Below are 23919 nucleotides of genomic sequence, written 5' to 3'. Positions count from 1 at the left end.
TTTTTAGGCAGTACCGACGCGTACCACGGTGCTCGATACTGATGTGCCGCTCACAGCCGCGACCGTCATCAACTGGAACTAAACAGCACTGGACACTCGATGTTTCATGGGGCGACGACACCCAGCGGACGCGGGACAAGGCCACCGCGCGCGACGTGGCGAGCCAGCGCACCCGCCGCACCGATGTAATCAATCCTTGAACGCGCGCTTCCCGCCACAACGGGCGGGAAACACTGGCCTTTCCTGTAATGTCCAACACGGAGAGACACGGCAAATGGATAGCGAACCTCAGCCCGCGCCCGAGAGCGCCGCGGGACCAGCCCGGTCATTGCCCCCGGCAACGGGATGGTACCCCTGGCAGGTCAAACTTCAGTGGGCGGTGCTCGTGCTCGCCACGGCACTTTGCCTGGCCTTGTCCGTGCACGAAGGCGTCGAAGTCTTTGTCATCGGTGCCGTTTTTCTGGCGTCTGGCATATCCAGCATCGCGGGCTTCGCCTTCTCCGCAGTCTGCGGCGCAATGCTGTTCCATCTCTCCGCCGACCCGGTGCAGGTCGTCCAGATCATGATTGTCTGCAGTATCGCGAACCAGACAGCAATGGTCTGGTCACTCAAACGGGATATCCAGTGGCGGCCGCTGGCTGTTTTCCTGGTCGGCGGCGGGGTCGGACTGCCCCTGGGCATCGCCGTACTGCTCACGCTGGATCGTCACGTCTACACCCACGTGCTTGGTGTGTTCCTGGTTCTCTACGGGTGCTACATGCTCGCCAGGCGGCCGCTCGTCATCCGGCGCCAGGCGAAGGCACTCGATGTCTTGGCGGGATTTCTCGGCGGCGTCACGGGTGGCGCGGCCGGCTTTCCCGGAGCATTCGTGACCATCTGGTGCGGGTTCAAGGGGTGGAACAAGGACCGCCAGCGTGCCATGTATCAGCCGTTTATCCTGATCACACAGGTCGCTGCGCTCGCTGCAATTAGTCTCTTGCGACACTCCGCCGGCAAAAACGGTTTCACCCCAGCCATTCTGCTCTGCATACCCGGGTCGCTGCTCGGAACCGCGATCGGCATGACGCTCTATAAACGGCTGTCCGACAATCATTTCGTACGGCTTGTGAATCTGCTGTTGATCATCTCGGGGATCAGCTATTTTGGATAACTAGAGAATCCGCCGCAGAACGTGCGCCCCGTCGAATCTGGCTGTCCGCTCAAATGACCTCTGAACCGCAGCGGAGCGGCCATGGATGTCTAACAGCGCTGTGGTCCGCTATCGGGTCGCCTGCGGGCATCCGCGTCGGGCCGCAGGCGGCCCATGAAGGGCCACTCGCTCTCGGGCCGTCGCCGATGTTCGGATGACTCACACCCCCCTTCCAGCGGCCGTTCACATGCGCGAGCCTGTATCGCTTGCCCTGGGATGGGGTTTATGTGTCCGCCTGCCGCTTATGTGCGTTGCCCTACATATACGCTTCGTCGCCCCTGGTCATCTACGTCAAATCATCTAGCCTTTTTCTGTCCGAAACGAGGATTGCGCGACGTCACGGTTGCCATATCCAGGCACCTCAGACCATCACAGGTCGACCCAGAGGGCGCTTGAGGTTACTACTCTCCAACGCGACAGGGGTGCCGACATGCCGCAAACCGTCCGAAAGTATTGGGGCCCCTTCCAGGGGCGCACGACGCTCAATTTCAACTGGGACGCCATCAACCACGACTCAACGGTCATCGTCACCGCCGCCGAGTACAAGGTGACGACGCCCGCCGACAGCGAGCACCGTTTCGTCGGCGCGGCCACCATCACCGTCGACAACGTCTGCCCCCACGGGCCGCCATTCGACTCCAACCACGGCGTCACCTTCGTCGTCAACGTCAATTGGGGGGCGCCGCTGAACATCGTCACGGACGTCACCGTTCTCGACGATGCGCCGATCGAGATCCAGTACTGAGGCTGGGATCATGCCGCTGACCATCCGCAAGTACTGGGGGAAGTTCCTGGGCCGCACGACCCTCAACTTCAACTGGGACGCCATCGACCACGACTCGACGGTCATGGTCACGGCGTCGGAGTACGCCGACAACAAGGTCCGGTTCATCGGTGCGGCGACGATCTCCGCCGACAACGTCTGCCCCCACGGACCGCCCTACGACCCCAACCACGGCGTCACCTTCGTCGTCAATGTGGACTGGAACTCGCCGCTGAACGTCGTCACCGACATCACCGTCCTCGACGCCAAGCCGATCGAGGTGCAGACGTACGTACCGGACGTGACCAACCGCCTCGCGGTGCGGTTGCAGTACCAGCAGAGTGACCAGTGGTGCTGGATCGCCTGCGGCGCCACCGTCGATCACTTCTACGACCCGGCAAGCACCTGGAAGCAATGCGAGGTGATGACGCAGATAGGACAGGAGATCAACGGGTTCCCGACGAGCACCACTGCCTGCCCGTCGGCGCAGGCACTGATCCAGAACCCCGACCTGGCCGCTCGCTACGCTAACCCCTACGCCATCGGCGCCCGCTACGTGCTCGACGACGCCCGCCTGGGGATCGACACCCGCTATCTGAAATCCGGCGGGGTGACCGACGCGTTGAAGACGGTCGGCAACTACGCCAGCTATCACGGACCGGATCTGACTCTCGCCGATCTCAGAGCCGAGATCGACGCCGGGCGAACTGTTGTCGCCTCGATCACCTGGCTCAGCCGCGGGACCCACTTCGTCGTGATTGCCGGCATCCAGGGCGAGGGGCTGCTGATCCTCGATCCAGTCAACGGCGAGTGCTTCACGGAGTTCGGCGAGTTCCCCGGCACCTACTTCGGCGGAGCGACCCTTGACGGCTACGCCTTCACCAAACCCTGAGCCACCTCGAAGAGCACCGGCACTACGATACGGTCGCCGGAATGCCGCGCAGATGCGCGACACAGGGGTGGCGACCTCAGCGGACGTCTGGTGAGGCGGCGATGGTGTCGAGCAGGGTCGCCAGACGGATCGACTGCCCCGCCGTCCACGGGCTGGGACCGCCTCTTGCGGACGTTCGACAACCTCATCTGGATCGTCGACAGCTTGAGCAGGACGCCATTTATGTCGGCGGTGGAAATACAAAATCAGCACTAGCTGTCTGGCGCGAGTGGGGGCTTGACACAGTTCTGCGGGAAGCGTGGGAGAGCGGCGTGCTGCTCGCGGGCATGAGTGCGGGCGCAATGTGTCGGTACGAGGCCGGTCTGACCGATTCGTTTTGGGGGGCAGCTTATCGTCCGCTCGACTGCCTTGGCTTGCTGCCCGGTGGTTGCGCCGTTCACTACAGCAGCGATCCAAAGAGACGCGAGACGCTGCATGCTGCGCAAAAAGCATATACGGTCCCACCTTCCATTGCCATCGATGATTTTGCGGCCGCTCTGTACTTGAGCACTTCTGTCGATAGCGTGTTTTCCTGGCGAGAGGGATCAACCGCATATCAAGTCTATCGCGAACACGAGACGGTGATCGAGACCGCGTTGCCGGTCAAACGAATTGGCCGATAACGCCAACGATCCAATGGCGGGAGGAAATTTGCGGAGGGGCCGCTCAGGGGGGACTTTAGTCGCCCGTGTCTGTGAACCAATCGTGTCAGTATGGGATTGCCGGTTTCGGTCGCTCAACGCCCGTGACGATGGGTCACAAGCTACCGATCCGAAGCCATTCGATGGCGGGGTGCTCGCCGGGAACGGCTTCTGGTAGGACCGTATGTACCAGCCTCATGCCTCGGGCCGAATTGGCGAACCAGACGACTGCATCCTGCGTCGCACGATTGGCGAGAACAAGTGCCCGGAATCCCGGGTTGTTTCCCCAGTGAAAGAAGCAATCTTCAAAGGGTTCGAGCCCCCAGCCCAATCCCCAGGCAACGTTCAGATCGGGCGGGTTCTGACCGATAAGGTCTTCGGCGTCGTCGCCTTGGCGCGTATTGATGCGCGGCACGAACCATTGATCGTAGCTCGTGGCCGCCAAGCCTCGGCGAGCCAGTACATGCTGAATGAAGCTGACATAGTCAGATGCCGTCGTCAGAAGTGACCAGGAGGCCTGCGCCGTTTGCACGCGACGCTTAGGCACTGGCTCGCCTTCCCATCCCTGGCCCTGCGCATGGTTGACCGCGAAGCGCTCCTGCCACTCAAGGCTCGAATGACACATGCCCAACGGCTCGAATACGCGCTCTCGCGCCAACATTTCTCGTGGGCGTGTGCTTACGGCCTCCATCGCGCGCTGAAGCCATGCAAACGCACTGCTGCCATAGCTGAATCGCTCGCCGGGGACGAAATACGTACGGAGTGGAGCTTGGTCGCGGACAATATTCGGAAGACCACTCGTGTGAGTCAGCACATGAAAGGCTGTTATTCGCCGAGCATTCGAGTCTCCGGGTACATACTCTCCACAGATGTCGAACAGGGGTTTATGCAGATCCAGCAGCCCTTCTTCGGCAAGCTGAAGCGCAACGTAGGCGACGAGCGGTTTGGTGAGAGACGCAGCCTCAAAGACGGTCGCCGCATCGACGCCTGCGCGGTCGTGCGCACCACGAACGCCGAAGTAATGCTCGGCGCTTATTGTCCCCGCGTGAAGAACGGCTAGCGATACGCCGGGAATTTTGCCGCTGGCAGTCGCTTCCGCCAGAAATCGGTCGAGGTCGGTCATCGGTTCGCGCGTCGGCAGGGTTGTTGCCTAATTGTACCGGCTGCGACGGCGCAAAGCCCCTCTGCGAGGTTCGGTTCGGCTCGGCCAATTCCCGTCACACGACGAGTGAACCAACGTCGTCAACAATCGGAGCGGCAGTGTACAGTTGGAGGCTTCGATTCATGCCAACCGTATGCCGACGACATGGACATTCAGCTGTTGATGATATGCGGGCTTACATTCGTAATCCATGTGATTGCGACGCTAGCATATGCGGTTCGGATTGCCGGCGTTCGCACGCGCCGTATCGCCGTGTCATTTTCCCTATTCGGAATCATCGCCCTTGTTTCCCGGACGGCAAATTCCTTTCAGGGACCATTCATCGCGAAGCGGGTTGAGCTGGATATCGCGCGTCACCTGGAGCACGGTTTGCTCGGGGACTTTCGGCTCTTTCTGCTAACCGCCACGGCGGCAAGCACTGTCGGTGCGTTTCTGATTCCCACGTTTCAACGTTATTTCAGCCGCGCTGTCGACCACTTCCAGGCAAATCGCTCGATCCCTCGTCTGCTACTCCATATCTTCAGTCGCGGAGGCATCAGCTACATTCGGCTTGGAGCGCGGCTCCCGTCCCGCCACAACGTCACCCAACTAGCGACTGGGGCGGGCGTTTCCTGGAAAGTCATCGGGCTAAACGTAGTCGCAATGGCGATCTGGACAGTCGGCGTTTTCGCGTCGCTCTACGCTGGATACCTCAATCCTGATCTGCGGGTTACATGTGCGAATCTGTCATCCGTTATCAATGGTTTTGCGACGGTGGTGTTGGCACTCGTCATCGATCCGCAAGTTTCAGTGATGACTGACGACGTAATCGAAGGCCGGATTTCGGAAAACAGCTTCCGGCGGGCCATTACAACCCTCGCGGGTGCGCGTGTGCTCGGGACGCTGTTCGCTCAGGCAGCGCTCGTTCCAGCGGCATTGATCATTGTTCGCATCGCCGAACTCATTTAGCGATGCGAACAATACCGGAAACGTGTCTGGCATCGGGCGGCGAGCAAGTCACATCCGACAAAGTATTCTTTTTCATGGACGATTCCAAAACATCTTAAGTTCGCCGGAGACTTCGCTGTGCGAGTGTACCTTTCTTCCTTCGATGTGGGCGCCAGACCAGAACAACTCGTCGGCTTGGTCGGTGGTCAATTGCGAGCGGCAATTGTCGTCAACGCACTTGACCATCGCGAAGCGGCGCGCGCCCAATGGCTGGAGAATCAAACAATCAAACTTCGAGCACTTGGCTTCACTGTGCAGGAACTTGATCTTCGGCAGTTCTTCGGAACAACTGATCGCGTAGATGAGACACTCGAGCAGTTCGACGCGGTATGGATCAACGGTGGAAACGCATTCATACTTCGCAGGGCGATGAAGCAGAGCGGATTCGATGTCGCTATAGCGGATTTGCTCGAACGTGACAGAATCGTCTACTCGGGATTCAGTGCGGCAGCGGTCGTTGCGTCGAGCACGCTGCGCGCACTCGATCACGTCAGCGATCCCACGGAAGTTCCTCCGGGATACGATCCGGCTGTGGTCTGGGACGGGCTCGGAATTTTACCGTTTTCCCTCGTCGTGCACTTTCAATCCGATCATCCCGAGTCGGAGGCGGTCGGTGAGGAGGTCGCATTCTATGAGCGCCACCAAATGCCATATAGGACCTTGAAAGACGGCGAGGCTTTCGTAATGGACAGCATGCGGAGCGAGATCGTTGGCCCGCGGCGTTGCGAATGAACGGTACGCCGCGAACGCCCATTCCATGATTGCGCTAGCACGCTGAAAGACGTTATCCGCGACACGCAGGCACTCGATCCATGCGGACGCGAGCGCATCGAAAAAGTCACGCGGCTTGAGCGTATCGACCCGGCGCTCCAGCAGCGGCGCCAGGTGCGCTTTCACGCTACTGAGCCACCGCCGCGCGTTTCTGCCGTCGGCTTGCTTCCAGGCACTCTTAGCCTTCTCATGCTTTTTCTCGGCGGCCTGCAAGAACGTGGGCACCTTCGCATCCCGCTCGATAATCACCTGCTCGCGTATGCGCTCCTGGATGGGGTCATGGCTACCATCGATCTGGCTGCGCATTGCCAGCGCACGCGCTCGGGCGTCGCGCAGCGACGTAGACGTAGCGCCCACTTGCCGCCGTTAGCATTGGGTCGAATCATCAGTCCGGGTACCTGACTATCACTGAGCGGCATGTCGCCGGGTTTCAGGTTGCGCAGCGCGCGGTCGGTCAGCATCGCCATAGGGTATTTCCCAGGATTTTGACCCACCATCTAGCCCACCACTGGACACATGGCAGCAGTCGGAACAAAATGGATCGAACCGGACTCATTATGTTGGCAACCTATTGATTATACAGTGAAATTTGGAAACGCTCGTGGGTCATACCGGATAAATCTGTACAACAATGGATCGACAAATGGATTACAGTCCCGAAGCCATCCGCACGATCGCTCTGGTCGGCCATGCCGGCTGCGGCAAGACCTCGCTTGCCGAAGCGCTCCTGCACCAGGGCGGCGCGCTGCACGCGCCAGGCAGCGTGAATCGCGGCACCGCCCTCTGCGATTTCGATCCCCTCGAACGCAAATACCACCACTCCCTCAACTCCGCCATCGCCCACCTCGACCACCAGGACACGCGCATCTACCTGCTCGACACACCCGGCTACCCTGACTTCGCCGGCATGTCGATGAGCGCGCTGCCTGCGGTGGAAACGGCGGCCATCGTCATCAATGCGCGCACCGGCATCGAGATGACGACGACCCGCATGATGGCGTACGCGCAGCAGCGCAAGCTGTGCCGGATGATCATCGTGAACGGCATCGACGCGGAGAAGGTCGATTTGCCGGGGCTGCTCGAGCAGATCCAGGAGACCTTCGGCAAGACCTGCCTGCCGATCAATCTGCCTGCGCAAGGCGGCCGCGAAGTGGTGGACTGCTTTTTCAACCCGGCTGGCGAGGCCGATTTCTATTCCGTGGAGGCAGCGCACAATGCGCTCGTCGACCAGGTGATCGAACTCGATCCCGAGTTGATGGAGTTGTACCTCGAACAAGGCGAAGCCATCAGCCCCGAGCAACTACACGAGCCGTTCGAACGCGCGTTGCGCGAAGGCCATCTCGTCCCGGTGTGCTTCACTTCTACGGCGACGGGTGCGGGCATCGCGCAACTGCTCGACGTGTTCGTGCGGCTCCTGCCCAATGTCACCGAAGGCAATCCACCGCTGTTCTACCGCGAAGTGGAGGGCAAGGAAGGCAAGGAGCCCGTGCGCGCCGAGCCGGATGCCGACAAGCACGTGCTCGCGCATGTGTTCAAGATCGTGATGGACCCGTATATCGGCAAGGTGGCGGTGTTTCGCATTCATCAGGGCACGGTGACGCGCGACAGCCAGCTTTATATCGGCAACGCGCGACAGCCGTTCAAGGTCGCGCATCTGCTGATGCTGCAGGGCAAGGAGCATACGGAGGTGCAGCGCGCGGGGCCCGGCAATATCTGCGCGGTGGCGAAGGCTGACGATATCGGCTTCGACGCCGTGCTGCACGACGCGCCCGAAGACGGCAACATCCACCTTACGCCGCCTGCGTTTCCCAATCCGATTTACGGTCTCGCTATCGAGCCGGCGCGACCCGGCAACGAGCAACGCGTGTGGGAAGTGCTGCAAAAGCTCGCGGCAGAAGATCCTTGCCTGCAGATCGATCACCCCGAAGGGACCAATGAAACCGTGGTCCGCGGCCTGGGCGAACTGCACTTGCGCTACATGCTGGAGCGGCTCACCGATCAGTACAAACTCGACGTCGTGACGCGTCCGCCGACGATTGCGTGGCGCGAGACGATCGGCGGCAAAGCCGAAGGCCATTGCCGCCACAAGAAGCAGACCGGCGGCGCGGGCCAGTTCGGCGAAGTCATGTTGCGCGTCGAGCCCTTGCCGCGCGGTGCGGGCTTCGAGTTCGTGGATGCAGTGAAAGGCGGCGCGATTCCTTCGCAGTTCATGCCTGCCGTGGAAAAAGGCATCTTGCAGGTGATCGACAGCGGGCCGCTCGCGGGCTTTCCCATGCAGGACGTGCGCGTGATCGTGTACGACGGCAAGCACCATCCGGTGGATTCGAAGGAAGTGGCGTTCGTTACCGCGGGGCGCAAGGCGTTTATCGATGCGGTATTGAAAGCGCAGCCTATCGTGCTCGAACCGATTGTCGATATCGAGGTGATGACGCCCGAGGCCGCGATGGGCGACATCATCGGCGATCTTTCGGCGCGGCGTGGGCAGGTGCATGGCACGCGCACGATGGGTGGGCAGGCCATGGTCATTGCGGGGAAGGTGCCGCTTGCCGAGCTCAACGATTATCAGTCGCGGCTGAATTCACTCGCGGGCGGGCATGGGAATTACAGCATTCAGCTGAGCCACTACGATCCGGTGCCGCCGACGCATCAGGAAAGGCTCGCGGCGCAGCATAAGGGGCGGGGGGAGAGTGTGGAGTGAGGTGTTTGAAATGAGGCTGTTGATTAGGAAATAAACATTTCCTATAATCTTCCCCATGGCATCCGAGCACCCATCCCAACCCCTGTCCCGCTCCCCCGGCCGCCCACGCGAGTTCGACATGGCAACCGTCGTGGACGGCGCCGTGCGCGTTTTCCGCGAGCGCGGTTACCACGCCACCTCCGTAGGCGATCTCAGCGAAGCAACGGGCCTGACAGCAGGGAGCCTCTACAAGGCATTCGGCGACAAGCGCGGTGTCTTTCTCGCCGCGTTCGACCATTACGTCACTACGCGCAACGCCGAACTGCGTCATCGCCTCGACAAGCAGTCCAAAGCAAGCGAGAAGATCCGCGTCATCTTCCTTTTCTACGCCGAATCTTCCCATGGCAGCGAGGGTCGGCGCGGATGCCTCGTGGTTTCCAGCGCAACGGCGCTCGCCACTTTCGACGACGAAGTCGCCACGCGCATCGAAGCCGCCATGCGGCGCACCGAAGAGATGCTGCGCGAACTCCTCCAGCAAGGCCAGCAAGACGGCTCGGTTGCAGCGGAAGTCCATGTCCCGGCGATGGCGCGCACGTTGCTCGCCCTGCTCCACGGCTTTCGTTTGATCGGCAAATCCGGGCGCACGCAGCGCGACATGCTTGCCGCGGCCGACGAAGCCATGCGCTTGCTGCGTTGAAAATTTTTTGGCCAATTTGGAAATGAATATTTCCAATCTTCGCCTACGTTCCTCAAAACCACAGGAGCTTCACGCCATGAATACGCCCTCACGCATCATCGACCACGGTCCAGCGTCGCTGGCCGACCCCGTCCTGCCCGGCTTCGCGCATCGCTTCGAAACTGTCGAAGGCACACGGCTCCATTACGTAATCGGCGGAAATAAGGATGGCGAAACAGTCGTGCTGCTGGCAGGCTATCCGGAAAGCTGGTTCGCGTGGCGCAAGGTCATGCCGCTGCTCGCCGGGCGTTATCGCGTGATCGCACCGGACCTGCCCGGCCAGGGCGATTCCGACCGCCCACAAGGTGGCTACGACACGCAATCGCTCGCAACCGCCCTGCACGCGTTGATCGGCGAGCTCGGAGCGCCCCGTTACCACCTCGCCGCCCACGACGTCGGCGCATGGGTCGCTTATCCCTATGCGGCGCTTTTCGGCGATGAAGTGTCGAGCCTCGCATTGCTCGACGCCGGCATTCCCGGCATCACGCTGCCGGAAGCGCTGCCAGTCGCGCCCGAGCGCTCGTGGCGCACCTGGCACTTCGCCTTCCATGCGGTGCCCGATCTGCCGGAGCTGCTGATAGCGGGCAAGGAGCGCGCGTATCTGGAGTGGTTTCTGCGCCGCAAAACGGCGAATCCGCAGACCTTCACGGATGCCGATATCGACGAATATCTGCGCGTGTTCACGAAGGAAGGCGGATTGCGCGCGGGGCTGGCCTACTACCGAGCGGCCGATGTTTCGGCGCGTCAGAATCGCGAGTTGAGCACGCGCGGCAAATTGCGGATGCCCGTTCTCGCGCTGAGCGCCGATCAGGGCTCGATTGCCGACATGGCCGGTCCGCTGCGCCCTTACGCCGATGAAGTGCAAGGCGCGACGCTGGCCCACTGCGGCCATTTCCTGCCGGAGGAGCAGCCCGCGGCCGTGGCCGAAGCACTGCTGCATTTCTTCGGCCGGACCTGACTCGGGCCGGCGTTACTCCGGCGCTTCGACCGTGGTCACCGCCGAGGAGAACACATACCCCTCGCTGCGCAGCGTCTTGATGTAACGCGGCTCGCGCGCCTCGTCGCGCAGGCGCTGGCGCAACCGGCTCACGAGCAGGTCGATCGAGCGGTCGAACGCGTCGGCCTGGCGGCCTTGCGTGAGGCTCAGCAGCTGGTCGCGCGTGAGCACGCGCTGCGGATGGTCGAGAAACACGCGCAACAGCCGGTATTCCGCGCCGCTCAGCGCGACGATCGTGCCCTCGGCGTCGAGCAGATGCCGCGCCGTGGTGTCGAGTCGCCAGTCGCCGAACGCGAGCAGTTGCGCCGCCTCGCTCACTTCCATGCCCGGCGGCAGCATGCGTGTGCGGCGCAGCACCGAGCGGATGCGCGCGAACAGTTCGCGCACGGCGAAAGGCTTGGGTAGATAGTCGTCGGCGCCCATTTCGAGGCCCACGATGCGGTCAGTCTCTTCGTTGCGCGCAGTGAGCATCACCACGGGCACGGCGCGGAACTTGCCCGCACGCAGCTCGCGGCATAGCACGAGCCCGTCGTCGCCGGGCATCATGAGGTCGAGCACGATCAGGTCGGGCGCGCCGCCCTCCAGCACCGAGCGCATTTCTCGCCCGTTCGCGGCCAGCGACACGCGCATGCCGTTCTTTTCGAGGTAGGCTCCGACCAGTTCACGTATGCCGCGATCGTCATCGACGATCAGAACGTGATCCATCTTTTCCGTCATTGGTATTTTTCTCCTTGCGCCCGAGGCGTGAACGGGTTTCTGCGATGCACGAACAGTACACCGGATGCGCAATCTCCGCAGCCAGGCCGCTCGCCGCGAAGAACAGGATGGCGAGCAGGCGTTTCATGCGTCCTCCACCAGGGAAAGACTAGCACCGTCGGCAACCGACGCTTCGAGCGCGTAGACGTCCACACCCTCCAGGCAGCCGAGATTGACGCGCCAGCGCGCCGGGTCCCTGCGCGTCTGATGAAACGGATAAATGCCGCAGTGCCTGCAGAAAAAGTGCTTCGCCACGCGCGTATTGAACTGGTACAGCGTGAGCGCGTCTTCGCCCGCGAGGATCGTCAGTTCGCGGCCCTCGAACGGCGGGCTCATCAGCGCGCCCTTGCGGCGGCACAGGCTGCAGTTGCAACGCCCGGCCGGCTCGATCGGGGTGTGGACTTCGAACTTTACCGCACCGCAATGACAGGAACCCTTCCAGCGGGTCGTGCTCGTCGACGTGCTCATCTTGCTCTCCATTATTTCGATGGGTGATGGATAGCGCGCCACCCGCCGCGTACAACCTGGAACCGCCCCGCCCGATTCGGGACGACAATGACCGCTAGCGCCCATCCGGCGCGACGCATATCGACCTGAAATGGCCGGCGATGACCACAGCCGGGCCAGCCACAAACCGGCATTGTTTATGCTCGCAAGCTGATAGCGAGCGAAACGCAGAGAACGGCTCCAGGAGGTCCCAATGAAATGTCTGCGCATCTACGCCGACGCCCAGGGTGAGTCCCATTTCGAGGACATCGATATCCCGCTCACGCCGCTCGAGCTCTTTCCGAACATCCCGCCCTTTACCTGTCGACGTGGGAGCCGGCGAAGGCGGTGCGCTTCGGCTGGGTGCCGGCCGGCCTCAAGGAGGCGGACTGGCACACCACGCCGGTTCGTCAGTTCGTGATCTGGATGACCGGCTGGGTCGAGTTCGAAACGAGCGACGGCGACACGCGCCACTGCGAGCCGGGCACGGTCGTGCTGTGCGAAGACACCATTGGCAAGGGCCATCGCTCGCGCCATCCCGAGGAAGGCCAGTTCAACGTGTTCATTCCGCTCGCCTGAGTAACCGCTTGATTCGCACGACCGGGCGCTCGTGGCGCGCCGCCATTCACGCCTGCGCGCCGCGCAGCACGAGCCGCCCTTCCAGGCCGCCTTCGGGCCGGTTGCGCAGCGTGAGCTCCGCGCCCATCGCCACGGCGAGCTGGCGCGAGATTGCGAGACCGAGACCCGTGCCGCCCGTGCCCCGGTTGCGCGAGGTCTCGAGCCGGTAGAACGGCTCGAACACCTTCTCGAGCGCTTCCTCCGGAATGCCGGGACCGCTGTCGAGCACCGAGATCGTGACGGTCTTGTCCCGCGGCGACGCGCTCACCTCGATGGCCGCCGTGCTCCCGTACTTCAGCGCGTTATCGACGAGATTGCCGACGATGCGACGCAGCGCCTGCACGCGCGTGACGATCGCCACGTTCAGGCGGCGCTCGAAGGTCACGGGCGAGCCCGCATCCACGTAGTCGCATACGAGGCTGTCGAGCAGCGCATCCAGGTCGACGCGGGCGGGCGCTTCGCCGGTGCCGTGCAGCGTACGCGCGTAGGCCACGCCCTCCTTCACCAACTGCTCCATCTCGTGCAGGTCCTGCGCGAGCTTGCCCGCTTGCGCTTCGTCGTCCATCTGGTCCACGCGCAGGCGCATGCGCGTGATCGGCGTCTGCAAATCGTGGGAGATGGCCGCGAGAATCTGCATGCGTTCGGCCACGTGCGCCGAGATGCGCTCCTGCATCGCGTTGAACGCTCGCGCCGCGCGCGCCACTTCGGAGGGCCCTTCTTCCTCCAGACGCTCCGCCTTCAGGTCCGGGCCGAGCGCGTCGGCCACGCGCGCGAGTTCGTGCAGCGGCCGCGTGGCGGTGCGCACCGCGAACCAGCAGCACGCCGCCAGCACGACGAGCTGGGCGATGAGCACGGCCGGCAGCCAGCCCGACAGGGGTAGCGCGGGACCCGGGCGGTAATCGATCGTGAGCGGCGAGCCGTCCGACAGCTGCAGGTGGATCTGCAGGCGTTCGTGCTTGCCGGGCACCGAATTGGTCGTGAGCGCGTACTTGTCACCCAGGCCCGCCGCGATGGCCGAGGCCACGTTCTTCGAGCGGCTCGCTTCGGGCGGCTCGCCCGGCGTGCCGGGACCGAGGATGAAGCTATAAGTGCGCCGCGCGAGCTGCGGCAGCCACGCGGCACGTTCGGCGGCGGGCAGATGGTCGAGCAGCGCCACGGAGATGGCGACTTCGCGCGAGATGTAATTGGTCATCATGTTCGCGGTGGCGTCGTTGCGCTCGGTCATCGTGAGCTTGAACGACAGCCCCTGCGCGAGCGCGAGGCCGACGCAAAGGATCAGGGCGAGGCGCGCGAACAGCGTGCGCGGCCAGTGCAGCGCGCGCATTGGCGCGCCGCCCGCTAAAACCGGCGGTGTGCGGCGGGCCGCAAGTCCATCGGCGTGCATGTTCGGACTCCGTGTGCAGGGAATGATGCGTTTATACCCCATGCCGCGAGCGGCTTTGTATCCCACTGTATCGGCGCGGGCACGGGACACAATACATTGCAGGTCGGTTCGTTTCACCGCGTCCTTTCATGTTTGCGGCTTGCGCTGCGGTGCGGCATCGGCCCATTCGCGCACGGCCTGCGCGAACAGCCGCAGCGCCGCGGGCGGATGGCGATTGGCCGGATAGTAAAGACAGAGCCCCGAAAACACCGGCCCCCACTCGGGTAGCAGGTGGACGAGCCGCCCGCCAGCCACATGCTCGGCCACGAGCGTTTCCGGGACCCAGGCCACGCCCACCCCGGCGAGCGCCGCCTCGACCATCAGGTTGAGGTTGCCGAGCGTGAGCGGCCCGTCCACGTCGATGCTGGCGCTCTTGCCGCGGTGCGCGAAATCCCAGCGGAACAGCGCGCCGCTCTCGAAGCGAAAGCGGATACAGCGGTGCTGCTCGAGGTCGTGCGGCGCGCGCGGCGGCGCATGCTGCGCCAGATACGCGGGCGAGGCCACCGCGCCAAAGCGCATGTCCTGCGTGAAGCGCACGGCGATCATGTCGCGCGGCACGTCTTCGAGCACGCGCACACCGGCGTCGAAGCCACCGGCCACGATATCCACGAGCCGCGAGTCCGCCACGAACTCCACACGGATGTCCGGATAGCGGGCGAGGAACCCCGGCAGCACATGGCGAATCAGCGGGCGCGCCCCCGATTCCGAGGCGCTGATGCGGATCGATCCCGAAGGCCGGTTGCTCGCGGTCGCGACGTCGTTGACGGCGTCTTCGAGATCGGCCATGGCAGGCCGAACGCGGCTGAGCAGCTGCTCGCCCGCCTCGGTCAGCGCCACGGAGCGCGTGGTGCGGTTCAGGAGGCGCACGCCGAGCTTCGCCTCCAGGTTGCGCACGGTGTGGCTGAGCGCGGAAGGCGAAACGCCGAGCACGCGCGCCGCGCCGCTGAAGCTGTGCTGCTCGGCGATCGTCACGAAGGCCGTCAGTTCGGATAAGCCGGTGCGCACCATCTGTGAATTTCCTTCAATACCCCATGCAAGTTTAGCGGCATTGTTGAGTGGCCTGCAGGAACCTACACTCGGTCGGGTAGAAGGCGGCTTCCGTGCGAACAGGAGCGCCGGTCATTTCAGTTCACGCAAAAAGGAGCAAGACATGCAAAAGCGCACACTCGGCAAGAACGGCCTCGAAGTTTCCGCGTTGGGCCTTGGCTGCATGGGCTTAAGCTTCGGCTACGGCCCCGCCACCGAAAAGAACGACGCGATCCGCCTGATCCGCACGGCGTTCGAGCGCGGCGTCACGTTCTTCGACACGGCCGAAGTCTACGGGCCCTTCGTCAACGAGGAACTGGTTGGCGAGGCGCTCGCGCCGATTCGCGATCAGGTGGCGATCGCCACGAAGTTCGGCTTTCAGGACGGCGACTCGAAGAAGCCCATGGACAGCCGCCCCGAGCGCATCCGCGCGGTGGCCGAAGCATCGCTCAAGCGCCTGAAGACCGACCGCATCGACCTGTTCTATCAGCATCGCGTCGATCCGAACGTGCCGATGGAAGACGTGGCCGGCACGGTGAAGGACCTGATCCGCGAGGGCAAGGTCAAGCACTTCGGCCTTTCCGAAGCGGGTGAGCAGTCGATCCGCTGCGCCCACGCCGTGCAGCCCGTCGCGGCGCTGCAGAGCGAGTATTCGCTCTGGTGGCGCGAGCCGGAGCACAAGGTGATGCCGGTTCTCGAGGAGCTGGGCATCGGTTTCGTGCCGTTCAGCCCGCTCGGCAAGGGCTTTCTGACCGGCGCGATCGACGAGCGCACGTCGTTCGACCAGAGCGACTTCCGCGCCATGGTGCCGCGCTTTACGCAGGAGAACCGCAAGGCGAACGCGGGGCTGGTCGACGTGCTCGGCCGCCTCGCCGACGGCAAAGGCGCGACGCGCGCGCAGATCGCGCTGGCCTGGCTGCTCGCGCAAAAGCCGTGGATCGTGCCGATTCCTGGCACCACGAAGCTTTCCCGGCTCGACGAGAACGTGGGCGCGGCCAGTGTCGAGTTGAGCGCCGGCGATCTCGCCGCGATCGAAGCGGCGCTCAACGAGATCCAGGTCGTGGGCGACCGCTATCCGGCCCAGTGGCAGCAGCGGGTGGATCGCTGAGCCTGCGCGCACGTGCCATGTTCGTCGGCAATGGGCCGGCTACAGATCCGCCGGTTCGACATCCCTCGCTATTCACCGGAACTGATAGAACCTGGCAGCTACTACGCGAGTCGCGAATCCGACCCGCGGCGAAGCGCGAAGGCAGAGGCGTGTTTTATCGCCGCGTGCAAGGGTCAGCTCGTGGGAACGCCCGCCATCGATGCGCCTGGCAAAAGCGAAGCCCCCGTTGACGAAAGGTCTCGGGGGCTTCGCGCTGATCAGTCGGGTAAATATTGGCGAGCCGTCCGGAACGCACTCAGAGATCGGTGGCTGCCAGTGTGATCCGCTCGTTGACGAGTAGAGGATATCGATGCTCGATCAGGCGAACGAGCCTCGATTTATTGAGCGCAAATGCCAGCATGAGTTGTTTCGGGGATCCCTTGCCGTAGCGATTGCCGGCCACGGTCACGCTGAATCCGCCATTTCGTATGGAATCCATACCAACAGGATTGCGCTCGCCGGTCTGAAAGCCGAGATAAGGCACGTGGCCGCGGCGGTCGTCGAAGCGCGTGAGCATGCTCATCGGCGCAATCTCATCGGTCGACACGTGTCTTTCAATGCGTCCGGCGTGACGCCGGGCAGATCGGCGCCGTTCAATTGCCGCTCGACCTGCCCCGGGTCATTGCAAAGAAACAGTACGCGGCCGGTCAATTCCAGTGTTGCCATCCAATTTCTCCTTGAGGGGAAATCTAGACGGCGGCGTGCGGCGCGATGAAGTGCTCGATCGGCACCTGGCGCTCGAGGATATCCCCACGTCCGCGCGGTCTTCCACACAGGCCCGCACTACACCGTCGCTGATCTGTTCGGTCAGGGCGATCTGCACGAGCGGGTAGCGCGCCTGAAAGTCCTTGAGCCGTTCCGGCAGAAAACCAATGATTGCGGACGCGTTAGCGAACAGGCGCACCACGCCCGCCACCTCGCCGCTGAGCGACCGGACTTCCCGCGCCAGCGACTGCAACTGGTCGTGCACCGCCACCGCGCTTGAAAACGCGTGACGGCCCGCCTCGGTCAACTCGACGCCCTACTTGCTCCCAATAATATCAATAGAGTCAATTAAAATCCGACCCGAATAAAACAGAAAGCAATTTAAAAGGGAAATATAGACGAAAGAATAAATTACATCGATACACTTCAGACCATCCCAGAACTGCCGATATAGCCGGCAATAGCAGGCGAAACACGCGATCCATGCAGTAAGCATTACCTTCTGCATTTGAGGTAATTAATACCTTGCTATTGGCGAAAATTGACTAAGTTTCGGTAATTGAAACTCGAGCCAATTCGTGTGACATTTTGTTACGTCTGATTTTCACATGGCAGGGGGAATTATCGGTAATATCCGCCGCGCGTCTGACTTCAAGCAGTGACTTCGTAATCTTCGTCCGAAAAAATTGCGCACGTCTCCCCTCCTTCAGGGATCCAGCGCAGGGCCGAATTCCCGACGGGGCAGCCGTAGCGAGGGTGCAAGATTTACCCACGTGAAAGCAAGGACAGATACGCACGTTCGCGCAATAGCGCGAGCCGCGCGGCGCACGTAGCGGGCGCAGGGCTCATCGAGCCGTTGTGCAGCGTCCGTTAAATCTCATTCTTCAGACCTTAGCCAGCATCCGAGCGCTATCGCGCGCCGTCGCCGGCTGGGCGTCGTTTTGTCTTTTTTTTCTTCGATCGATGAAACTCTTCTATCTCTTGCTGTCGTCGTCGTTGTTCCTCGCGGCGTGCGGCGGCGGCTCCGGAAGCTCCGGTGCGAATGCAACCAATGCCTCGGCCACGGCACAAAGCGCGAGTGACGCGACTGCCATGGACGCCACCGCAAATGCGGCCACCACCACGCGCGGCACACTGCACTGCGGCTCCGCCGTGAAATCGAGCGCGGGCTCCAGCAGCGAACTGGTGAGCGTCGATACGCCGACCACGCAGAGCGGCCGTGTCTTCGCCTCGGGCGCGGCATTTCCCCTCGCGTTCACCACCAACGCGCCCGCGGCCGACACCGTGAACTGGTCGATCAGCGACCATCTCGGCAAGGTGGTCACGAGCGGCAGCCTGCGCGTGACGGCAGGCCCGGTGACGACCACGCTGAGCTGCTCGTCGACGCTCGCGGGCTATTTTGCCGTGACCGCCAAGCTCGCGACCGCCGGCGGTCAACTCCCCGAACTGGGCACCCGCCCCGCCGGTACCGCGACCTTCGGCGTGCTGCCCAATCTGGCCGGCATCGTGCCGACTGTGACGTATTCGCATCAGGACCTGCACCGCTTCGGCATGCAAGGCGAAGACGACAACACTTCGGTGCTCTCCTCGCTCGGCATCTCGTGGACGTACGACCACCGCGAGCTGTACAACATGGAGCCGAACGGCCCCAACACCTTCAACCCGAACGTCAACAATCTCGACCCGTTCTACAACACGGGCAACGTGATGCGGCTCGTGCGTCTGGACGGCATTCCCGCCTGGGCGAGCCCGACCGGCGCGTTCGAGGACGAAGCCCTTCCGCCGAGTAACCTCTCGTACTACCAGAACTACATGAGCCGGATCGGTACGGAGTCGAACCTCATTCGGACGGCTTATTTTCCGAAGCAGGCGTCGAACTACTACCAGCTCACCTGGGAGCCGGACGCCCAATGGCAAGGCAACAACACGCAATTCGTGCAGCTCTATCAGGCCGTCTATCAAGGTATTCACTCGACCGACCCGCACGCAGTCGTGATGGGGCCGACCGATACGGCGCCGTCCGGCACGGCCGATCACCTCAAGGCCCTCGCGCCGCTCGGCTACGCGCAGGACATCGACGGCGTGACGACGCACGGCTACTACGACATCAACGGCAGCTCGCCTTCGTTCCCGCCCGAGCGTCAGGAAACCGATCCGGCCAACGCGTCCGGCTCGCTGATGGGACAAATGCGCGCGCTGCGCAGCGAAATGGCGGCTGACTACAAGCCGGGCACGAAGCTGTTCAGCACGGAGCTTGGCATCAGCTACGACAACGGTTCGTCGTACGGTCCCAACTATCCGACCGGCAATATCCTGTACGCGCAAGGCGCAGTGGTGGCGCGCAGCCACCTGATCATTCTGGGCGAAGGCGCCGATCAAACCTGGATCTTCTACGGTGCCGACTTCCCGGGCCTCGTGGGCTACGGCACGTTCTTCGATCTCGCCGACGCACAGGGTCAGTATGGCGCGCAGAACATCAGCCCGAAGCCCGCGGCCATGTCCGTCGCGGCCATGACGCGTATTCTCGACGGCACCAACACGCTCGGTCCGGTGAAGAAGACCCCCTCGGGCGTCTACGCCTACGCGTTCCAGCAGCTCAACAACGGCGCGGTCATCACGGCCTTGTGGACGCACAACAACAGTGTGTGGAGCGCGAGCGCCGGCTACAGCTCGACCTATAGCGTGGGCTACAGCCTCGCGGTGGATGCACCCGGCACGAGCGGCACGGTCACCGTGCTCGATGAAATGGGCAATCCGACCACGAAGAGCTACACCAACGGCAAGGTCGCGCTGAGCCTGACCGAGTCGCCGGTGTATGTGATTTCGCAGAACGCTTCGGTGGCGAGCGCCAATGCGACGCTGCCCACGGGCTACGTGGCGAACTAATCGAACCGGGCGGCCACCTGGTCGCGCGAAACAAGCTGTACCCCGAGGCGCCCGGCCCGCGGACATTGTTCTGCGGGCCGGGCGCCTCTTCCGTTTACCGTCGGCGAGGCATGCTTGCCGCGGTAGACTTGCGCTCTGTCCATCCGCGAGCCGGAACATGGAGAATTCGACGTCGACATCCGGCTGCACAGGTCCTTCACGGCCTCATCGGTTAGTGATTGTCGAGGGCATCGCTCTGCACGGCGTACGTGATCGCGACGCCTGCTCGCGGCACTCTCGAACCCTAAAATTTTCGACGCAGCGACAGAAATGAACGAAAATCCTGCGAAGCCACTGGAAAGCAACATGAAACGACTGTTACTCGCCGCACTCACCGCCGCCTCGTTCGTGACCTGCGCTCATGCGCAAAGCGACGCGACCGGCTCGTTCGCCACCGCCGCAGGCACGGTGCAATTCGTGCGCGACGACCGCGACTTCGTGGCGGTCCTCGGCAAGGATATCTTCGACCGCTTCGACGCGAAGACGCTCGCGCATTTCGACGAAGTGGGCCACGACAACAGCACGATTACGCGCATGCTCGTGCAAACCGCATACGGCCCGGTGCTGTACGACTTTCGCCACAATCCGCCGCTCGTGCAGCACGTGAATACGCGCATGACGATCAAGCGCGTGTTCTGGCAACCCGACGAAGTCGTGATGCAAGGCTCGGAGGGCTGGTTCCGGCTCAAGAACGGCGCGCTCACCAGGCTGCAATCGTCGACGACCACGTACCGCACCAATTAATCCGGTTAGAGGTCTTTGTCGTCCTTCTCGTCGCCCTGCGTGTCGCGATCCGCGATCTTCAGCTGACGCAGCTTGTGATACAGCGTTTTCTTCGGCATCCCAAGCTCCTCGCTCGCCTGGGCGACGTTGCCTTGATGGCGGCGCAGCGTGTTCTCGATCAGCATCCGCTCGAAATACGCCAGCTGGTCCGCCAGCGTCTCCCCTTTCACGGTAGCCGCGCCCGCTGAGAGCAGGCTGTCGCCAGTCAGCCCGAGCACGAAGCGGTCAGCGACGTTCTGCAGCTCGCGGACGTTGCCGGGCCATGCGTGCGTCATGAGCTCGGACACTTGCGCAGCCGTCACGACCGGCGCCGGCGTGCCGAAACGCCGCGCGGCCGCGAGCACGAAATGCTCGAACAGCAGGGGAACGTCCTCGCGCCGCTCGCGCAGCGGCGGCAATTCGATCTGCGCGACGTTCAGCCGGTACAGCAGGTCGGCTCGAAAGCCTCCTTGCGCAGACACTTCCGCGAGGTCGGCCTTCGAAGCGGCAACGATCCGGCAATCCACCGGAATCAGCTCGTTTGCGCCGAGGCGCTCGACCACGCGCTCCTGCAGCACGCGCAGCATCTTGATCTGCAGCGCCATCGACATCGTTTCGATCTCGTCGAGAAAGAGCGTGCCGCCGTTCGCCCATTCGATCTTGCCGACGCGTTTCTTGATCGCGCCCGTGAACGCGCCCGCCTCATGCCCGAACAGTTCGCTCTCGAACACCTGCTCGGGCAAACCGCCGCAATTCAGCGCCACGAAATGCGCGTCGCGGCGCGCGCTGAAGTCATGCAGGCTGCGTGCGATCAACTCCTTGCCCGTGCCGGTTTCACCGGTGATCAGCACCGACACGGAGGTATCCGCGAGACGCAGAATTTTCTTGCGGACCTCCGCCATGGCCGGCGACTTGCCTAGCACCAGCGCCTCGATCCCCTGCCAGTTGTGCAGCGAAGCGCGCAAGCCCTCGACTTCGAGCGTGAGCCGCCGTTTCTCGACCGCGCGCGCCACGCGGCCCGCGATGACATCGGAGGAGAAGGGTTTTTCGATGAAGTCGTAGGCGCCCACGCGCATCGCGCTGACCGCCGTCGAAATGTCCGCATGCCCGCTGATCAGCAGCACCGGAATTTGCGGGTCGATCGCCATCACGTGATCGAGCAGTTGCAGGCCGTCGATGCCGGGCATGCGTACGTCGGAGACGATCACGATCGGCGCGCCCGGCGCGATGTCGGCATACGCATCGGCCGCCGACGCATAGGCGCTCACCGGAAAGCCCGCCAGCGCCACCGCCTGCTCGACGCCGATGCGGACATTCTCGTCATCCTCGACGACCAGCACCCGAATCTCATCTGCCATGTTCTGTCCTTTGCGGCTCGGCGGCCGCGAATTCGATCGTGAAGCGGGCTCCGCCTTCGTCGCGATTCGTTGCGGTGATTTTCGCGCCAAAGCCTTCGACGATGCGCGACGTGATCGCGAGCCCGAGCCCGAGTCCTTGCCCGCGCGGCTTGGTCGTCACGAACGGCTCGAACAGGTGCGCCAGCACATCCGGCGCGATGCCGGGGCCGCTATCCTCGAGCGTGAAGCGCACACGGCCTTGCGTGTCAGGCTCGCCCGCCTCGATCGCGATCACGCGCGTGCTCGCGTCGCGCACGGCGTCGAGTGCATTGCCGAGCAGATTGACGATCACCTGCTGCAGTTGACTCGACTCCGCATACACCGTCGTGCCCGGCGCGATCCGCACGTCGAGGCGCACCGCTTCGTCGCGGATGCGCGACTCGTAGATGAGCCGAGCATGCGCGACGGCTTCGCCGAGCGACACCGCCACGCGCTCCACTTCCGGCTTGCGCGCGAACGCCTTCAGCTCGCTCGTGAGCACCGCCATGCTGTCCACGAGACGGCCGACGCGTTCGAGATTGGCGATCGCTTGTGCGCCCTGATTGCGCTCGAAGAAGGTACGCGCATTGTCGCAGAGCGTGCGGATCGCGACGAGCGGCTGGTTCAGTTCGTGTGTGAGCCCCGCCGCCATCTGGCCGATCACCGCAAGCTTGCCGGCATGCACGACTTCCTGCTGCGTAGCGCGCAGACGCTGCTCGGTGCGTTCGCGCTCGGCGATCTCGCGCTGCATCTGCGCGTTCGCTTGCGTGAGCGCGGCGGTCCGCTGCGCCACGGTCGTTTCCAGCTGATCGTTCGCGCGCCGCAAGGCTTCTTGCGCCTTGAGCTTCTCCACGATCACACGGCGGCGCTGCACCGCATACAGCGCGTAGAGCGCGGCGATCAGAAACACGCCCGTCACGAACGCGAACGCAAGCCGTTGCTGGCGCCGCGCGCCCGCCGTGTCGAGCAGCACCATGATCGTGTCCTGCCCTTGCGGCGCGGGGCGCGACATCACGAGAAAGCGGGCCGTGCGGCCCGCGCGGCGCAGGTCGGGGAAGATGCCGATCCACGCGCTGTCATTCCAGTCGCCCACGCGCCGGTATCGGAGCGCCTCGACGATGCGCCCCGCGTATTGGCGCGATGCCTGGATATCGCGCTGCTGCGGCTCGGTCATCGCGCGCATCGCGGTGAATTTCCATTCGGGCTGGGTCGAGATCACGATCACGCCGTTGCCGTCGACGACGATGGCCGCCTCGCCAGGCGTGCGCCACGCGGATTCGAGCGCGTCGACGCTGACCTTCACGGCTGCCGCGCCGATCGCCGTGTCGCCGTCGTGAATCGCACTGGCGAAGTAGAGCCCGGGAATGCCGGTGTTCGTGCCGATGCCGAAGAAGCGGCCGCGGCCCTGCGCGAGCGCGTCCTTGAAGTACGGGCGATACGACACGTTGGTGCCGACGAAGCTGACCGGCTGATTCCAGTTGCTCGCGGCGACCACCGTGCCGTGCGCGTCGATCACGTCGACCGCGCCGCTGCCGACATCGTTGTTGACCGCTTCGAGATAAGCATCGACCGCGGGCAACATGCCATGCGCTTCAGCGGGCGGCGCCTTGAGCAACGCGCGCACGCTGTCCTGGCGCGCCACGAGCGCGGGGACCATCTCGAAGCGTCCCAGCTCGCTTTTCAGGCTCGCCGCGTAGAGATCGAGCCGATGCTCGCCGACGTCGGCCAGCGCGTCGATCGCACGGTTCCATGCGAACTCCACCGCGGCGGCGGCCGCACCGACATACAGCACGGCCGCCGCCGCCCATCCCCACCATGGAATGCCCTTGTAACGCATCTGC

At 63.3% G+C, this 23919-nt stretch carries 24 protein-coding genes; 13 read left to right on the top strand and 11 right to left on the bottom strand.

Going from position 1 to position 23919, the window contains the following annotated elements:
- Window positions 1–274 precede the first annotated feature (274 nt).
- The 4 genes from AB4Y36_RS17145 to AB4Y36_RS17130 all read left to right on the top strand — a co-directional run bounded on the left by AB4Y36_RS17145 (window position 275) and on the right by AB4Y36_RS17130 (window position 3506).
- Window positions 275–1150 carry a sulfite exporter TauE/SafE family protein gene (locus tag AB4Y36_RS17145; RefSeq protein ID WP_368683646.1) on the top strand — a complete coding sequence of 292 codons (876 nt, stop codon included), beginning with the start codon at window positions 275–277 and terminating at the stop codon, window positions 1148–1150.
- 469 nt (window positions 1151–1619) lie between these two features.
- A complete protein-coding gene (locus tag AB4Y36_RS17140) occupies window positions 1620–1934 on the top strand; it encodes a hypothetical protein (protein WP_368683645.1) in 315 nt (104 codons plus the stop codon).
- Between the two features lie 10 nt (window positions 1935–1944).
- A complete protein-coding gene (locus AB4Y36_RS17135) occupies window positions 1945–2844 on the top strand; it encodes a papain-like cysteine protease family protein (RefSeq protein WP_368683644.1) in 900 nt (299 codons plus the stop codon).
- Between the two features lie 101 nt (window positions 2845–2945).
- Window positions 2946–3506 (top strand): Type 1 glutamine amidotransferase-like domain-containing protein, encoded by a 561-nt coding sequence (locus AB4Y36_RS17130; protein WP_368683643.1) that lies wholly within the window; start codon window positions 2946–2948, stop codon window positions 3504–3506.
- 133 nt (window positions 3507–3639) lie between these two features.
- On the opposite strand, the gene AB4Y36_RS17125 is transcribed toward AB4Y36_RS17130, so the two are convergent.
- A complete protein-coding gene (locus AB4Y36_RS17125) occupies window positions 3640–4647 on the bottom strand; it encodes a serine hydrolase domain-containing protein (protein ID WP_368683642.1) in 1008 nt (335 codons plus the stop codon).
- 183 nt (window positions 4648–4830) lie between these two features.
- Between AB4Y36_RS17125 and AB4Y36_RS17120 the strand changes: the two genes are divergently transcribed.
- Together AB4Y36_RS17120 and AB4Y36_RS17115 are read left to right on the top strand one after the other, a co-directional pair.
- On the top strand, window positions 4831–5634 hold the full coding sequence (locus AB4Y36_RS17120; RefSeq protein ID WP_368683641.1) for a lipid II flippase Amj family protein: 804 nt from the start codon (window positions 4831–4833) through the stop codon (window positions 5632–5634).
- Window positions 5635–5751: 117 nt separating this feature from the next.
- Window positions 5752–6405, top strand: a complete 654-nt coding sequence (locus tag AB4Y36_RS17115) for a Type 1 glutamine amidotransferase-like domain-containing protein (RefSeq protein WP_368615667.1) — start codon at window positions 5752–5754, stop codon at window positions 6403–6405.
- Window positions 6406–6689: 284 nt separating this feature from the next.
- Here the strand turns inward: AB4Y36_RS17115 and AB4Y36_RS17110 are convergent, their stop codons facing one another.
- A complete protein-coding gene (locus AB4Y36_RS17110; protein ID WP_368683640.1) occupies window positions 6690–6911 on the bottom strand; it encodes a hypothetical protein in 222 nt (73 codons plus the stop codon).
- A 176-nt stretch (window positions 6912–7087) separates the two neighbouring features.
- Here AB4Y36_RS17110 and fusA point away from each other — a divergent pair, with 176 nt between their 5' ends.
- The 3 genes from fusA to AB4Y36_RS17095 all read left to right on the top strand — a co-directional run bounded on the left by fusA (window position 7088) and on the right by AB4Y36_RS17095 (window position 10815).
- Complete coding sequence (gene fusA, locus AB4Y36_RS17105) at window positions 7088–9142, top strand: elongation factor G (protein WP_069266940.1); 2055 nt, start codon at window positions 7088–7090, stop codon at window positions 9140–9142.
- Window positions 9143–9260: 118 nt separating this feature from the next.
- Window positions 9261–9818, top strand: a complete 558-nt coding sequence (locus tag AB4Y36_RS17100; protein WP_069266941.1) for a TetR/AcrR family transcriptional regulator — start codon at window positions 9261–9263, stop codon at window positions 9816–9818.
- 76 nt (window positions 9819–9894) lie between these two features.
- Complete coding sequence (locus AB4Y36_RS17095) at window positions 9895–10815, top strand: alpha/beta fold hydrolase (RefSeq protein WP_368605082.1); 921 nt, start codon at window positions 9895–9897, stop codon at window positions 10813–10815.
- 12 nt (window positions 10816–10827) lie between these two features.
- Here the strand turns inward: AB4Y36_RS17095 and AB4Y36_RS17090 are convergent, their stop codons facing one another.
- Genes AB4Y36_RS17090 through AB4Y36_RS17080 form a run of 3 tightly spaced genes read right to left on the bottom strand, consistent with a single transcriptional unit; the run spans window position 10828 to window position 12078 of the window.
- Entirely contained in the window at window positions 10828–11571 is a 744-nt protein-coding gene (locus tag AB4Y36_RS17090) for a response regulator (RefSeq protein ID WP_069266943.1), read from the bottom strand.
- The gene (locus AB4Y36_RS17085) at window positions 11534–11698 is read right to left on the bottom strand and encodes a hypothetical protein (protein ID WP_176732956.1); all 165 of its coding nucleotides are present in this window, start codon (window positions 11696–11698) and stop codon (window positions 11534–11536) included. Before AB4Y36_RS17085 ends, AB4Y36_RS17090 begins: the two co-directional genes overlap by 38 nt.
- Window positions 11695–12078 carry a GFA family protein gene (locus AB4Y36_RS17080; protein WP_368605083.1) on the bottom strand — a complete coding sequence of 128 codons (384 nt, stop codon included), beginning with the start codon at window positions 12076–12078 and terminating at the stop codon, window positions 11695–11697. Before AB4Y36_RS17080 ends, AB4Y36_RS17085 begins: the two co-directional genes overlap by 4 nt.
- A 366-nt stretch (window positions 12079–12444) precedes the next feature.
- Here AB4Y36_RS17080 and AB4Y36_RS17075 point away from each other — a divergent pair, with 366 nt between their 5' ends.
- A complete protein-coding gene (locus tag AB4Y36_RS17075) occupies window positions 12445–12675 on the top strand; it encodes a hypothetical protein (protein ID WP_368683639.1) in 231 nt (76 codons plus the stop codon).
- 46 nt (window positions 12676–12721) lie between these two features.
- On the opposite strand, the gene AB4Y36_RS17070 is transcribed toward AB4Y36_RS17075, so the two are convergent.
- Both AB4Y36_RS17070 and AB4Y36_RS17065 read right to left on the bottom strand, forming a co-directional pair.
- Window positions 12722–14038 (bottom strand): ATP-binding protein, encoded by a 1317-nt coding sequence (locus AB4Y36_RS17070; RefSeq protein ID WP_069267047.1) that lies wholly within the window; start codon window positions 14036–14038, stop codon window positions 12722–12724.
- Between the two features lie 186 nt (window positions 14039–14224).
- Window positions 14225–15145 (bottom strand): LysR family transcriptional regulator, encoded by a 921-nt coding sequence (locus tag AB4Y36_RS17065; RefSeq protein WP_368605084.1) that lies wholly within the window; start codon window positions 15143–15145, stop codon window positions 14225–14227.
- Window positions 15146–15287: 142 nt separating this feature from the next.
- Here AB4Y36_RS17065 and AB4Y36_RS17060 point away from each other — a divergent pair, with 142 nt between their 5' ends.
- Complete coding sequence (locus AB4Y36_RS17060; protein WP_368683638.1) at window positions 15288–16271, top strand: aldo/keto reductase; 984 nt, start codon at window positions 15288–15290, stop codon at window positions 16269–16271.
- Window positions 16272–16566: 295 nt separating this feature from the next.
- Here the strand turns inward: AB4Y36_RS17060 and AB4Y36_RS17055 are convergent, their stop codons facing one another.
- Complete coding sequence (locus AB4Y36_RS17055) at window positions 16567–16857, bottom strand: hypothetical protein (RefSeq protein WP_368683637.1); 291 nt, start codon at window positions 16855–16857, stop codon at window positions 16567–16569.
- A 72-nt stretch (window positions 16858–16929) separates the two neighbouring features.
- Window positions 16930–17322: a LysR substrate-binding domain-containing protein gene (locus AB4Y36_RS17050; RefSeq protein ID WP_368683636.1), complete on the bottom strand. Its 393-nt coding sequence runs from the start codon at window positions 17320–17322 to the stop codon at window positions 16930–16932.
- Between the two features lie 785 nt (window positions 17323–18107).
- Between AB4Y36_RS17050 and AB4Y36_RS17045 the strand changes: the two genes are divergently transcribed.
- Together AB4Y36_RS17045 and AB4Y36_RS17040 are read left to right on the top strand one after the other, a co-directional pair.
- The gene (locus AB4Y36_RS17045) at window positions 18108–19901 is read left to right on the top strand and encodes a hypothetical protein (protein WP_368683635.1); all 1794 of its coding nucleotides are present in this window, start codon (window positions 18108–18110) and stop codon (window positions 19899–19901) included.
- Window positions 19902–20246: 345 nt separating this feature from the next.
- Window positions 20247–20684 (top strand): hypothetical protein, encoded by a 438-nt coding sequence (locus AB4Y36_RS17040; RefSeq protein ID WP_069267048.1) that lies wholly within the window; start codon window positions 20247–20249, stop codon window positions 20682–20684.
- Window positions 20685–20689: 5 nt separating this feature from the next.
- Here the strand turns inward: AB4Y36_RS17040 and AB4Y36_RS17035 are convergent, their stop codons facing one another.
- Complete coding sequence (locus tag AB4Y36_RS17035; RefSeq protein ID WP_069266950.1) at window positions 20690–22060, bottom strand: sigma-54 dependent transcriptional regulator; 1371 nt, start codon at window positions 22058–22060, stop codon at window positions 20690–20692.
- A complete protein-coding gene (locus AB4Y36_RS17030) occupies window positions 22050–23915 on the bottom strand; it encodes an ATP-binding protein (protein WP_069267049.1) in 1866 nt (621 codons plus the stop codon). The genes AB4Y36_RS17035 and AB4Y36_RS17030 overlap by 11 nt, the downstream gene beginning before the upstream one ends.
- Between the last annotated feature and the right edge of the window lie 4 nt (window positions 23916–23919).

Source organism: Paraburkholderia sp. BR10936 (genome assembly GCF_040965735.1).
In the GTDB taxonomy this organism is placed as follows: Bacteria; Pseudomonadota; Gammaproteobacteria; order Burkholderiales; family Burkholderiaceae; genus Paraburkholderia; species Paraburkholderia nodosa_A.
This window is presented reverse-complemented; position numbering and strand designations above follow the sequence as displayed.

Bases quoted from the DNA above. Each gene is read 5' to 3' on its own strand.
- AB4Y36_RS17145 (WP_368683646.1), top strand. From the start codon at position 275: ATGGATAGCGAACCTCAGCCCGCGCCCGAGAGCGCCGCGGGACCAGCC.
- AB4Y36_RS17140 (WP_368683645.1), top strand. From the start codon at position 1,620: ATGCCGCAAACCGTCCGAAAGTATTGGGGCCCCTTCCAGGGGCGCACG.
- AB4Y36_RS17135 (WP_368683644.1), top strand. From the start codon at position 1,945: ATGCCGCTGACCATCCGCAAGTACTGGGGGAAGTTCCTGGGCCGCACG.
- AB4Y36_RS17130 (WP_368683643.1), top strand. From the start codon at position 2,946: ATGGTGTCGAGCAGGGTCGCCAGACGGATCGACTGCCCCGCCGTCCAC.
- AB4Y36_RS17125 (WP_368683642.1), bottom strand. From the start codon at position 4,647: ATGACCGACCTCGACCGATTTCTGGCGGAAGCGACTGCCAGCGGCAAA.
- AB4Y36_RS17120 (WP_368683641.1), top strand. From the start codon at position 4,831: ATGGACATTCAGCTGTTGATGATATGCGGGCTTACATTCGTAATCCAT.
- AB4Y36_RS17110 (WP_368683640.1), bottom strand. From the start codon at position 6,911: ATGGCGATGCTGACCGACCGCGCGCTGCGCAACCTGAAACCCGGCGAC.
- fusA (WP_069266940.1), top strand. From the start codon at position 7,088: ATGGATTACAGTCCCGAAGCCATCCGCACGATCGCTCTGGTCGGCCAT.
- AB4Y36_RS17100 (WP_069266941.1), top strand. From the start codon at position 9,261: ATGGCAACCGTCGTGGACGGCGCCGTGCGCGTTTTCCGCGAGCGCGGT.
- AB4Y36_RS17095 (WP_368605082.1), top strand. From the start codon at position 9,895: ATGAATACGCCCTCACGCATCATCGACCACGGTCCAGCGTCGCTGGCC.
- AB4Y36_RS17090 (WP_069266943.1), bottom strand. From the start codon at position 11,571: ATGACGGAAAAGATGGATCACGTTCTGATCGTCGATGACGATCGCGGC.
- AB4Y36_RS17085 (WP_176732956.1), bottom strand. From the start codon at position 11,698: ATGAAACGCCTGCTCGCCATCCTGTTCTTCGCGGCGAGCGGCCTGGCT.
- AB4Y36_RS17080 (WP_368605083.1), bottom strand. From the start codon at position 12,078: ATGAGCACGTCGACGAGCACGACCCGCTGGAAGGGTTCCTGTCATTGC.
- AB4Y36_RS17070 (WP_069267047.1), bottom strand. From the start codon at position 14,038: ATGCGCGCGCTGCACTGGCCGCGCACGCTGTTCGCGCGCCTCGCCCTG.
- AB4Y36_RS17065 (WP_368605084.1), bottom strand. From the start codon at position 15,145: ATGGTGCGCACCGGCTTATCCGAACTGACGGCCTTCGTGACGATCGCC.
- AB4Y36_RS17060 (WP_368683638.1), top strand. From the start codon at position 15,288: ATGCAAAAGCGCACACTCGGCAAGAACGGCCTCGAAGTTTCCGCGTTG.
- AB4Y36_RS17045 (WP_368683635.1), top strand. From the start codon at position 18,108: ATGGACGCCACCGCAAATGCGGCCACCACCACGCGCGGCACACTGCAC.
- AB4Y36_RS17040 (WP_069267048.1), top strand. From the start codon at position 20,247: ATGAAACGACTGTTACTCGCCGCACTCACCGCCGCCTCGTTCGTGACC.
- AB4Y36_RS17035 (WP_069266950.1), bottom strand. From the start codon at position 22,060: ATGGCAGATGAGATTCGGGTGCTGGTCGTCGAGGATGACGAGAATGTC.
- AB4Y36_RS17030 (WP_069267049.1), bottom strand. From the start codon at position 23,915: ATGCGTTACAAGGGCATTCCATGGTGGGGATGGGCGGCGGCGGCCGTG.